Origin of the sequence: Rodentibacter trehalosifermentans (genome assembly GCF_002000545.1) — a bacterium.
Taxonomy (GTDB): domain Bacteria; phylum Pseudomonadota; class Gammaproteobacteria; order Enterobacterales; family Pasteurellaceae; genus Rodentibacter; species Rodentibacter trehalosifermentans.
Map to the genome: position 1 here is coordinate 46,077 of NZ_MLHL01000021.1, position 12,659 is coordinate 58,735.

General features: G+C 42.7%; 6 protein-coding genes. 1 reads left to right on the top strand and 5 read right to left on the bottom strand.

Annotation, left to right across the window (positions count from 1 at the left end):
• Positions 1-3: 3 nt before the first annotated feature.
• On the top strand, positions 4-3,090 hold the full coding sequence (gene acrB / locus BKK52_RS04860; protein ID WP_077420985.1) for a multidrug efflux RND transporter permease subunit AcrB: 3,087 nt from the start codon (positions 4-6) through the stop codon (positions 3,088-3,090).
• 274 nt (positions 3,091-3,364) lie between these two features.
• On the opposite strand, the gene BKK52_RS04865 is transcribed toward acrB, so the two are convergent.
• From BKK52_RS04865 to glgX, 5 genes are all read right to left on the bottom strand, one after another.
• Entirely contained in the window at positions 3,365-4,447 is a 1,083-nt protein-coding gene (locus BKK52_RS04865) for a porin (protein WP_077478078.1), read from the bottom strand.
• Between the two features lie 353 nt (positions 4,448-4,800).
• Positions 4,801-7,263: a glycogen/starch/alpha-glucan phosphorylase gene (locus tag BKK52_RS04870; RefSeq protein ID WP_077478080.1), complete on the bottom strand. Its 2,463-nt coding sequence runs from the start codon at positions 7,261-7,263 to the stop codon at positions 4,801-4,803.
• A 273-nt stretch (positions 7,264-7,536) separates the two neighbouring features.
• Positions 7,537-8,967, bottom strand: coding sequence for a glycogen synthase GlgA (gene glgA / locus BKK52_RS04875; protein WP_077420982.1), 1,431 nt, complete (start codon positions 8,965-8,967; stop codon positions 7,537-7,539).
• Positions 8,968-9,204: 237 nt separating this feature from the next.
• The gene (gene glgC, locus BKK52_RS04880) at positions 9,205-10,506 is read right to left on the bottom strand and encodes a glucose-1-phosphate adenylyltransferase (RefSeq protein WP_077474248.1); all 1,302 of its coding nucleotides are present in this window, start codon (positions 10,504-10,506) and stop codon (positions 9,205-9,207) included.
• Between the two features lie 22 nt (positions 10,507-10,528).
• Positions 10,529-12,505 carry a glycogen debranching protein GlgX gene (gene glgX / locus BKK52_RS04885; protein ID WP_077478082.1) on the bottom strand — a complete coding sequence of 659 codons (1,977 nt, stop codon included), beginning with the start codon at positions 12,503-12,505 and terminating at the stop codon, positions 10,529-10,531.
• Between the last annotated feature and the right edge of the window lie 154 nt (positions 12,506-12,659).

The window sequence follows — 12,659 nt, forward strand, 5'->3', positions numbered from 1 at the left end:
CGAATGAAATTTACTGATATCTTTATTCGTCGCCCTGTTTTAGCGATTTCGATTAGTTTGCTTATCATTATTTTAGGTTTGCAGGCAGTGTCGAAATTAGCAGTGCGTGAATATCCTAAAATGACAACCACGGTGATTACCGTAACCACTGCTTATCCGGGGGCTGATGCGAATCTGATCCAAGCTTTCGTGACCTCTAAATTGGAAGAGTCTATTGCTCAGGCTGATAATATTGACTATATGTCTTCATCAAGTGCGCCAAGCTCTTCTACGATCACCGTTAAAATGAAATTAAATACAGACCCGGCAGGGGCATTGGCGGATGTATTAGCAAAAGTAAATGCGGTGCGTTCGGAATTGCCAAGCGGTATTGAAGATCCCACAGTGGCTTCCTCATCAGGGGGAACGGGGATTATGTATATTAGTTTCCGCTCTAACAAGTTAGATTCAAGCCAAGTGACGGACTATATTAACCGGGTCGTCAAGCCTCAGTTCTTTACCATTGAAGGGGTGGCGGAAGTCCAAATCTTTGGTGCGGCAGAATATGCGATGCGTATTTGGCTCGATCCGCAAAAAATGGCGGGACAAAATCTTTCTGCTTCACAGGTAATGTCGGCACTCTCTGCCAATAACATTCAAACAGCAGCAGGGAGTGATAACGGTTATTATGTGAGTTATCGTAATAAGGTGGAAACCACCACAAAATCTGTCGAGCAGTTAGGCAATTTGATTGTGGCTTCTAATGGCGATGATTTAGTGCGTTTGCGTGATATTGCCACCGTTGAACTTAATAAAGAAAGTGATAATTCACGGGCGACCGCAAACGGTGGCGAATCGGTAGTATTGGGGATCAATCCAACTTCTTCTGCCAACCCGTTGACGGTGGCGGAAAAAATCCGTCCGCTTTATGACAGCATTAAAAAACAGCTTCCGGACAGTATGGAATCGGATATTCTTTACGACCGTACCATTGCGATTAACAGTTCCATCAATGAAGTGGTTAAAACGATTGTTGAAGCGACCGTTATCGTATTAGTAGTGATTTTGATGTTTATCGGTTCACTGCGTGCCATTATCATTCCGGTTATCACCATTCCGATTTCCTTGATCGGGGTGCTAATGATGTTACAAAGTTTAGATTTCTCAATTAACTTGATGACATTATTGGCGTTGATTCTTGCCATTGGTTTGGTGGTGGACGATGCGATTGTAGTATTGGAAAACGTTGACCGTCACATTAAAGAAGGGGAAACCCCATTCCGAGCTGCGATTATTGGTACGCGTGAAATTGCCTTACCCGTGATTTCCATGACCATTTCCTTGATTGCGGTTTACTCGCCAATGGCATTGATGGGCGGTATTACAGGTACATTATTTAAAGAGTTTGCCCTCACCTTGGCTGGCTCGGTCTTTATTTCCGGTATTGTGGCGTTAACCCTTTCGCCGATGATGACCAGTAAATTGCTGAAATCTAATGCCGAGCCAACTTGGATGGAACGTAAAGTTGAGCACACCTTATCTAAAATGAATAATGTGTATAACTATATGTTGGATATTGTGATGCAAAATCGCAAAGCCATGGTGGCGTTTGCGGTGGCAATTTTTGCGATACTGCCGTTCCTTTTTAACTCACTTTCCAGTGAACTAACACCTAATGAGGACAAAGGGGCATTTATCGCCATTGGTTCTGCACCTTCTAATGTGAACGTGGATTATATCCAAGATGCGATGCAACCTTATATGAAAACCGTTATGGATACCCCGGAAGTGTGGTTTGGTATGAGTATTGCGGGTGCACCAAGTTCTAATCAATCTCTTAATATTGTGACATTAAAGGATTGGAAAGACCGTTCACGCAAACAACCGGAAATTATGAACGAGTTGAATACCAAGGCAAAATCCATTCCTGAAGTCTCGGTCTCTGCCTTTAACTTCCCTGAAATTGATACAGGGGAACAAGGCCCTCCGGTTGCTATCGTGTTGAAAACGGCACAGGATTATAACGCGCTAGCCAATACGGCTGAGAAGTTTTTAGAAGCGATGCGGGCATCAGGCAAGTTTGTTTATACCAATCTTGATTTGAAATACGACACCGCGCAAATGACGATTTCAGTGGATAAAGAAAAAGCCGGTACCTATGGCATTACGATGCAGCAAATTAGTAATACCTTAGGAAGCTTCCTTTCCGGTGCTACTATTACCCGTGTGGATATTGACGGACGGGCTTATAAAGTGATCTCACAGGTTAAACGTGATGATCGCCTCTCGCCGGAAAGCTTTAAAAATTACTACCTCACGGCAAGTAATGGTGAATCTGTGCCATTAAGCAGCTTGATTAGTATGGAATTGGAAACCCAGCCGACTTCTTTACCACGTTTTAGCCAGTTAAATGCAGCGACCATTCAAGCCGTACCTATGCCGGGAACCTCAACAGGGGATGCTGTGGCATGGCTACAACAGCAGGCGGATACCACCTTGCCACAAGGCTATACTTACGATTTCCGTTCGGAATCCCGTCAGTTAGTGCAAGAAGGGAATGCGTTGGTGGTGACCTTTGCGTTGGCGGTCATTATCATCTTCTTGGTATTAGCGATTCAATTTGAATCAGTACGTGATCCGCTTGTGATCATGATCTCTGTGCCATTGGCCGTGAGTGGGGCATTATTGACACTGAACTTCTTGTCTTTCTTTGGTATTTCAGGCACAACCTTGAATATTTACTCACAAGTGGGCTTAATTACCTTGGTGGGCTTGATTACCAAACACGGTATTTTGATGTGTGAAGTGGCGAAAGAAGAGCAATTATTGCACGGTAAAAACCGTATTGATGCGATCACCGCCGCCGCTAAAGTGCGTTTACGTCCAATTTTAATGACGACAGCCGCCATGGTGGCAGGGTTGATTCCATTGCTTTATGCAACAGGAGCAGGGGCAGTATCACGCTTTAGTATTGGGATTGTGATCGTAGCTGGTTTATCTATCGGCACTATCTTCACCTTGTTTGTTCTTCCGGTTATTTATAGTTATGTGGCAACGGAACACAAACCATTACCGGTTTTTGAAGAAGACGAAACGAAACCGGCTCATTAATATAAAAATACCTTAAAATTCAACCGCACTTTTGGCAACGAAAGTGCGGTTTTTTATCGCATAGTTTTTGGTTATTAATTAACTAGGATATTGTTTTTGTGACGCCAATCAACTGAAGAGGGCATAATATGCTATTAAAAGAAACGGGATATGATGAATTTGACAAAAAATTCAGGTATTGCACTCATTCATTCACCATACAACATAAATAAATAGAAAAAACAAAGGCGAATCTTTCGATTCGCCTTGTTAAAGATTTGAAAACAAATTCAAATTACCAAACTACACGCATACCTACACCGATAGCTTTGTCATCTTTTTTACCGCTGTAGTCATAACCACCATTGGCATTGTAGTCGTACTCTTTAGTACGTTCATATTTACCTTCTACATACACGAGAACTTGTTTATGGAATTTATAGTCAACACCAAGTAAGAAACCGTGTTTCTTTTCTTTGCTGTCTTCTTTTGCTTTTGAATGTTCGTATAGGTAGTTACCATAGATTTTTGATTTTGGAAGCACTTGGTATTCAAAGCCCGGTGCAACATAGTATTTATCAATTTTTACACCTGAATCTTTTTCATGAGCATAACCGAAATCGCCGATTAATTTGAAATCTCCAAATTTATAGCTTAACGAGGTAAGGAAGCCATCTTTGCGATGAGTCTCATTTGCAACGCCAGTTTCATAGTTGGTATGACCATAAGCAAAACGAAGATCATAATTATCTACCGCATAGATTGCACCCACACCAAATGCACTTTTGAGATAGGGCTCCGGCGTTGTTAATTTTGCCAAATCGCGACCTTTTGCATCATGTTTCTGACCAAAATTATAGTTTGCGCTTAATTGTAAGCCATCAATTCCAAAATAGTCATAGCGAACAACCCCAGTACCATCAGTTGGGATATAATCGCCCTTTGGAATGATTCCATATTCATAGTCATGGGATTGGCTTAAATCATCGGCGATAACTACCCAGCGACCAAATGTTAATTCACCATATTGCTTGCTACCTAAACCTAAATAAGCGCGTTTGGCGTAAATGCTACCGAACTTATCACGAGATTCGGTATCGTCAAAACGGAATTCTACACGACCTAATGCGTAGAAATCGTTATCTAAATTGTGTTTAAGTTTAAAACCGAAACGTGAACCAGCGTTACGTAATGCAGATTGTGATTTTTTTGTAGAAGAGCCATTAGCGTCAGTAGTTTTTTTGCTACCTTTCTCTAACATGATTTGAAGTCTGCCGTATAGCTCAAGGTTTGTATCTTTGTCTGTATAGACATCTATCGCATTCGCTGCTGAGGCGGCAAATGCACCGACGATTAATGCTGCTAGTGTTTTTTTCATAATTGTTATTCCTTATTGGTTTGTTAACGACCAAGACTGAACTTTTCATTATTTAAAATGTCAAGCCGCCTACATAGGCGGTTTGGATCATTGCAAAAAGCCTTTTTTCTGTCAATGGAAAACGATTGCGAATATTCAAATATCCGATCAAGATCACATTTTTTAGTCAATGAAGAATGAAATTTGAACAAATTTTTGTTCATAAAATAAGAAAAAAATCAACCGCACTTTTTATTATTCCACTGCTAATGCCCATCTCTGATGGAGGTTGAGACGAAGAAAGATAATAAGGCGTAAAAGAAAAAGTGCGGTCAATTTTGACCGCACTTTTGGTGCCTCATTAAAGTTTTGCTTTAATTGACTTTAATCGGTTCGATTTTCCAAATATTTTTGGCGTATTCAAGAATCGTTCTGTCCGATGAGAAGAAACCCATATTGATGATATTCTGGATGGTGCTTTCAATCCATTGATCACGTTGCTTGTATTTCTCATCTACCGTATTTTGTGCTTCCACGTAGCTGCGGAAATCGGCAAAGGCTTGATAATAATCGTGATATTGCAGACCTTGCAACAACGATAAATAGCGTTGAGGCTCATCCGGCGAGAATACACCAGAGGTAATTTGATCTACCACGGTGCGTAATTCTGCATCGTTTTGATAATAATCAAACGGGCGGTAACCATCACGGCGCAATTGTTCCACTTGCTCTACGGTGTTACCGAAGATAAAGATATGCTCTTCGCCTACATTTTCCAAAATTTCTACGTTTGCACCATCAAGCGTACCCAGTGTTAATGCGCCGTTGAGTGCGAATTTCATATTACTTGTACCGGAGGCCTCCGTGCCGGCAAGGGAAATTTGCTCGGAAATGTCTGCCGCAGGAATAATCAGTTGGGCAAGGCTTACGCTGTAATTTGGGATGAACACCACTTTTAAGCGGCCTTGCAAACGTTCGTCATTGTTGATGACATTCGCAACATCATTAATCAGGCGGATAGTTTGTTTTGCCGCATAATAGGCGGAGGCGGCTTTTCCTGCCAAGATAAATACACGAGATTGCCAATTTTTTTCAGGGGTGGCAATCATGGCATTGTAGCGTGCAATAATGTGTAACACATTCAACATTTGGCGTTTATATTCGTGGATTCGTTTTACCTGCACGTCAAATAGCGCATTCGGATCCAATTCAATACCCAGCGTGTGTTTCACATAATCGGCAAGTTTCACCTTATTGGCATATTTAATATCGGCAATTGCTTCTTTGAATGCTTTTTCATGGGCAAAAGTTTCTAATTTTTTGATTTGGCTGAGATCACAACGCCATTCCGTACCAATGTATTTGTCGAATAATGCGGCTAATTGTGGATTCGCTACCGCCAGCCAACGGCGAGGAGTAATGCCGTTCGTGACATTGGTGAAGCGTTCCGGATAAATGCGTGCGAAGTCTGCGAAGGTCGAAGTCACCATTAAGTCAGAGTGAATTGCCGCTACGCCGTTGATTTTGTGTGAACCAACCACGGATAGCCATCCCATACGTACTTTACGTTGATGCCCTTCTTCAATAAGCGACACACGGCGGATAAATTCATTATCCGTGGTGATATAAGTGCGTACATATTCTAAGAAATGATCGTTAATGTCGAAAATCATCTGCAAGTGGCGAGGCAAAATTTTCGCCATCATCTCAACCGGCCAAGTTTCTAATGCTTCAGACATCAGAGTGTGGCAAGTGTAAGAGAAAATACGGCAGGTCATATCCCATGCTTTTTGCCATTCAAAACCTTCTTCATCAATTAATACACGCATTAATTCGGGAATGGCTAATGCAGGGTGAGTATCATTTAAGTGAATCGCCACTTTATCCGCTAAATTTTCAAGGCTGTTGTGGGTGCGTTTGTGACGGCGAATAATATCTTGTAATGAGGCGGATACTAAGAAATATTCTTGGCGTAAACGCAATTCACGCCCGTTCCAAGTGGAATCATCAGGATAGAGCACCCGTGATAAGTTTTTGCTGGCAGCTCTGGCTTCTACCGCCGCCAAATGTTCCCCACGGTTAAATTCTGCAAGGTCAAAATTTTCTCCGCCATGGGCAGACCATAAACGCAAGGTCGCTGCAGAATCGTTTTTATAACCCGGGATCATTTGATCGTAGGCAAGTGCGGTCACATTTTCTTGTGGATTCCACACGCATTTTTTGCCTTCAAAATGAATGTTTCCACCAAAAGCAACATGGAAACGTTTTGACGGGCGCAAAAATTCCCATGGTGCACCTTTTTCCAACCACGCATCCGGGCGTTCTACTTGCTGACCATTTTCAATTTTTTGGCGGAACATCCCGTATTCATAGCGAATACCATAGCCCATACCCGGTAAAGAAAGTGTGGCGATAGAGTCCATAAAGCAAGCAGCCAAACGACCTAAACCCCCGTTTCCTAATCCCGGATCCACTTCTTTTTCAATAATTTCTTCTAAATCAACATTTAATTCATTTAACGCTTCTTTCGTTAAACTGTAAACATCTTCTGCAATCAGTGCATTGGAAAGCGTGCGACCGATTAAAAATTCCATAGAAAGGTAATAAACCCGACGGGCATCGTCTGCACGGGCTTGACGGGCGGTACTGATCCAGCCCTCAGTAACCAAATCGCGCACCGCATATAATGTTGCATTGAGCCAATCCCGTTGGCTGGCTTCGCGCGGTGAACGACCGATAGAAAAAATTAATTTATAAACGATAGATTTTTTTAATGCCTGAATATCCAATTCAGGACGATTATAAAGAAATGGAGAATCAAAATTATCCATTATCATAACGTTAAACCTCTATAAAAAGTAGAAATGACAGTAGTGAGAGGGGGATAATCAAACAATAAAACTCCATTTAATGGCGATCACTTTTAAAAACATCATAAAAAACGTCCGCACTTTTCAAATATCCCTATTCATTGATGCTAAAATTAGCCCCACAAAAACGCCTAAATTCTAGTCATTCTTATACAAAAAACAACCAAAATTACAGTGTTTGAGAAAAAAATCCTCAAACACTGTATGCGTAAACCATTTGTTGGAAACCAACATAGTAAATTATAGCCGTTGATACAATGCCAAATAATCTTTCGCCGATTTTTGCCAGCTGAGATCTTGTTCCATTGCATCGGTGCGAACCATTGACCAAGCACGCGGTTTTTGCCAAAGGGCAAAAGCACGTTGCAAGGCGTGGCGTAGCGCTTCAGGTGTTGCGTTGTCAAACACAAAACCGGTTGCTGTGCGATCTTTTATCGTAGCGGATGTGCTGTCCACCACGGTATCAGCCAATCCACCGGTTTTGCGAACCAAAGGAAGCGTGCCATATTGCAAGCCGTAAAGTTGGGTTAGCCCACAAGGTTCAAAGCGGCTTGGTACAAGAATGACATCACCGCCTGCGACCATCAGGTGGGAAAGGGCTTCATCATAACCAATTTTCACTGCAATATGTTGTGGATAGGTTTCAGCGAGATGACGGATACCGGCTTCCAAATGTGGTGCACCTGACCCCAAAATCATCAGTTGCCCGCCTTGTTTGACAATTTCGTCCGCACTTTCAATCAGCAAATCTACGCCTTTTTGTTCCGTTAAACGGGTGATCATTACAAAGATTGGGATATTTTCATTTTGCGGTAAATTGAAATAGGCTTGTAATTCGGCTTTGTTTTTCTTTTTGCCTGCCATATATTTCAATTTGTAATGATGTTGGATGTAACCATCTACATTCGGATGCCAAATGGTTTCATCCACACCGTTTAAAATGCCCACTAAGCGATTCTCTGCTTTTAGTCCGCCAAGTAAACCTTGCAATCCGTAGGCAAACTCCGGTGTGGTAATTTCTTCTGCATAAGTCGGGCTTACCGCCGTCACCGCATCAGAATAGTACAACCCTGCTTTGAGATATGAAATTTGTCCGTAAAGCTCCAAGCCGTCCACATGGAACATTCCGGAAGGCAAGCCAATTTCATATAAGTGATGATAAGAAAATTGCCCTTGATAGGCTAAGTTGTGAATAGTGAAGACGGATTTTGCCGGGCGGCCTTTATTGAATAAATAGGCGGCACATAAACCTGCGTGCCAATCGTGAGCGTGAACCACTTCCGCACGCCACCAACTGTCTAAGCCTGTCGCCAGTTCTGCGCCAACCCAACCAAGCAAGGCAAAACGCTTATAGTTATCGCCATAATCGTTGTAATAAATATCGTGGTAAGGATTACCTTCACGATGATACAAATGAGGGGCATCAATTAAATAAATACCAACTCCATTGTATTCTCCATAACGCAAAACAATGTGCCCTGCAAAATTGTCAAATTCTGCAACAATTTGTGTATTTGGAATACCTGCCGCAATAGCGGGGTACGCAGGTAATAATATGCGGGCATCCAACCCGATTTGATTTTGTGCTTGTGGCAATGCCCCCAGCACATCCGCTAATCCGCCTGTTTTTAGTAACGGATAAAATTCCGAGCAAACGTGTAATATTTTCATCTCATTTTCCATAATAGTTTGTAAGAACACACTGCGTGTGTTCATCTTTAACATATTGAAATCATTAGATTTTATAAAGAACGCACGCAGTGCATCCCTATATTTTTCCTTTGTGCAACAGCGACATAATGTCGGTGACTTGCAAAAGTGCGGTGAAAATTGACCGCGCTTTTAAATACCCCAAAGGGAATGATGATATTTAACCGTGGGTGTTGATACCCACGGCATATCTACCTGTTAATCCAAATGTGGTTCTGAGGCAATTTCTTCCCCCTCCAGTTTCTTAAGCATTTTCGGGGTGACTAAAATTACTTTACCGGTTGAACTGATGCGGAAACGTTTACGATCTTCTTCTAAATTCACGCCGATTTGCATGCCGTCCGGAATATCGCAATGGCGATCAATAATACAGTTTTTCAGCACACAATTTTTACCAACCGTCACTTCAGGTAATACCACGCAATGTTCTACTTTTGAGAAAGACTCCACTTTAATACGATCAAATAGTACAGAATTACTGATTGATGCATCGGTAATGACACAGCCTCCACCGATAAGTGAATTATCGACCGGATGCACTTTGGAATGTTTATAAAAGAACTTGGACGGATACGCCTGAATCGGATTACCACGAATCGGCCAACTTTGATCATAAATATCAAGCTGTGGATTTTCGGAAACCAAGTCAATATTTGATTGCCAGAAACTATCAAGTGTGCCCACATCACGCCAGTAAATTTCGCCTTCGGTATTGCGCCCCATACAAGAACGGCTGAACGGATGAGCATAGAGGGTTTCTTCTTCCAAACATCTTGGTAAGACGTTTTTACCAAAATCGTGACTGGTTTCAGGGGTATTCACTTCGCGTTCAAGCATCTCGTAAAGATAATCGGCATTAAAGACATAAATTCCCATGGAAGCAAGGGAAACATCCGGCTTACCCACCATAGCCGGCGGATCTTTTGGTTTTTCCACAAAGGCTTTCACTTTTAAGTTTTCATTCACCGCCATCACACCGAATTCGTGAGCTTCCGAACGTGGTACTTCAATGCAACCGACGGTACATTTCGCCCCGCTATTAACGTGATCCATTAGCATCACACTATAATCTTGTTTATAAATATGGTCGCCGGCCAAAATCAGCACATATTTCGGACGATAATGATCTCGAATAATCGCCATATTTTGATACACAGCATCCGCTGTGCCACGATACCAAGTGGAATCATCAATTTGCTGACGGGCAGGGAGCATATCCACAAATTCCCCGCGTTCTTGCGGCAGGAATGACCAACCGGTTTGCAAATGGCGAAGCAAAGAGTGAGCGGCATATTGGGTGACGACGCCAATGCGGTTTAAACCGGAATTGATACAGTTAGAAAGGGCAAAGTCGATAATGCGGCGGTTACCGCCGAAATAAAGTGCCGGTTTGGCTCGTTTATCGGTCAATTCATGTAAACGCGAACCCCGTCCTCCCGCTAAAATCAATACTAAGGTATTTTTGACCAGGTCATACTTGTTTAAGTCGCGAGTTTTCATAAAGATCTCCATAATATTATTGTTATTCACTACTCAACACACAACATCCCATCGCAGAAAGCTCGGCGTGCTGTGCAGCGAGTGCCAAATTATTTGTACCGATTCGGGTCTTCCATTTCCCTTGAGGCAAACAAAAACGTTGCCCCTCGGCTTTGGCATTAACCAACAAAAGCCAACGATTATCTAAAACTACCTGTAATGCTTTGGTTTCTCGATCTTGCCAATCTTCAAGGCTCATCGGCTGACCGTGAATGTTGAGCCATTGCACGTTATCAACCGACCACCATTGATCTTGCGTTAAACTCACCATTTGCTTGCGTAATGCAATGGTTTTTTTGGTGAGTTCAAATAAATCTTGATTAAAATCAGCCCATTTCAGCCAAGTGATCTCATTATCTTGGCAGTAGGCATTGTTATTACCGAATTGAGTATTTCCGAATTCATCACCCGCCAGCAACATTGGTGTACCATTGGCAAGCAACAAACTCATCAGTAAACCACTTTGGGCAAAAGTGCGGTCATTTTCCACCGCACTTTTTTGCGGCTCGGGTAAGTTTTCCGTTGAACCTTCCACTCCGTGGTTGTAACTGTAATTTTCGTTGCGACCATCCCGATTATCTTCACCATTGGCTTCGTTATGTTTTGTGTTATAGCTCACTAAATCTTGCAAAGTAAAACCATCGTGAGCGGTGATAAAGTTGAGTGAACAATGGGGCAAGCGGTCGTTTTTTTGGAATAAATCGCTAGAGCCGGCAAAGCGTTGTGCAAACGCTCCCGGTTCACCACTTTTCCACAACCAGAAACGGCAGAGATCATCACGGAAACGGTCATTCCATTCGGCAAAATAGCTTGGGAAATGACCCACTTGATAGCCGTAATCACCAATATCCCAAGGCTCGGCAATCAATTTAACCTTTTGTAAACCCGGCTCATTGGCAATATCCGCAAAAAGTTGGGCTGAAGCATTAAAATCGGGTTTATCACGCCCAAGTACGCTCGCTAAATCAAATCGGAAACCGTCCACGTGGCATTGTTCCACCCAATAACGTAAACAATCCACTACCCATTTTCTCCCCATATCGGAGGATAAATTCAGCATATTGCCGCAGCCTGTCCAATTGATGTAATACCCGTGATCGTTTCGCCAATAATAGGTTTGATCGTCAATGCCTCGTTGGCAGAAAGTCGGGAAATGCTGTTCGGATTCGGCGGAATGATTGAATACCACGTCTAAAATCACTTCAATACCTGCTTGGTGGAAAGCTTTCACCATCGTTTTAAATTCTTTGAGGGGATCATTTGTCGCCGCATATTTCGGTTCTACGGCAAACATCGCCAATGGATTGTAGCCCCAGTAATTATCCTGTCCACGGGCTTGCAAGTGCGGTTCATTGACATGGAAATTAACGGGAAGTAATTCCACGGCTGTCACGCCCAATTCCTGTAAATAGGCAAGGTTTACCGGATGAGCCAATCCGGCGTAAGTGCCACGCAATGAGGCGGGAATCTTCTCATTTAATCGGCTAAACCCTTTGACGTGCAATTCATATACCACGCTTTCGCCCCAAGGAATGGCTGGATGCTTATCATCGCCCCAATCAAAATCTTCTTCAATAATGACCGCTCTTGGAGCAAGATGGGCGTTATCACGGGGATCGCTTAATAAGAACCATTGACGGCTTTCTTCCGTGCTTAAATCAGGTTTATGGCTTACCGCTTTCGAATAAGGATCGAGCATTAATTTCTGTGGATTGGTGTGTTCGCCGTGAATGCGGAAAGCGTATTGCGTGCCAACTTTCGCCCCTGTGACGGCTAAATGCCAAACATTGTCGGTGCGAACCATAGGAAAACGGGTTTCACTTTCCCCTTCAAATAAACAGAGTTCCACGGCATTTGCTGCCGCAGAAAATAAGGCAAAATTAGTCACTTTCTCACCGTTCTCGACTGATTGCGAATAGCCGAATGGTGTTGTTGTGCTGTGATGATGGATTTTGAACATATTTATCTCGTTATTACTCCAATCCTCTCGCCTCTCTCGCCCAATTTTTGCGGAGAAACAGACGGAAATTGCATTCGCCGATTGTCCTCAGAGAGAGGGAAAGAGCGGTCATTTTTCATAAAATTTTGCAGTATTATGTAGCACTTGCACAAAA

Excerpts from the sequence above, each read along its gene's own strand:
- glgA (WP_077420982.1), bottom strand. The coding sequence starts at position 8,967 with ATGAAAATATTACACGTTTGCTCGGAATTTTATCCGTTACTAAAAACA.
- glgX (WP_077478082.1), bottom strand. The coding sequence starts at position 12,505 with ATGTTCAAAATCCATCATCACAGCACAACAACACCATTCGGCTATTCG.
- BKK52_RS04870 (WP_077478080.1), bottom strand. The coding sequence starts at position 7,263 with ATGATAATGGATAATTTTGATTCTCCATTTCTTTATAATCGTCCTGAA.
- acrB (WP_077420985.1), top strand. The coding sequence starts at position 4 with ATGAAATTTACTGATATCTTTATTCGTCGCCCTGTTTTAGCGATTTCG.
- glgC (WP_077474248.1), bottom strand. The coding sequence starts at position 10,506 with ATGAAAACTCGCGACTTAAACAAGTATGACCTGGTCAAAAATACCTTA.
- BKK52_RS04865 (WP_077478078.1), bottom strand. The coding sequence starts at position 4,447 with ATGAAAAAAACACTAGCAGCATTAATCGTCGGTGCATTTGCCGCCTCA.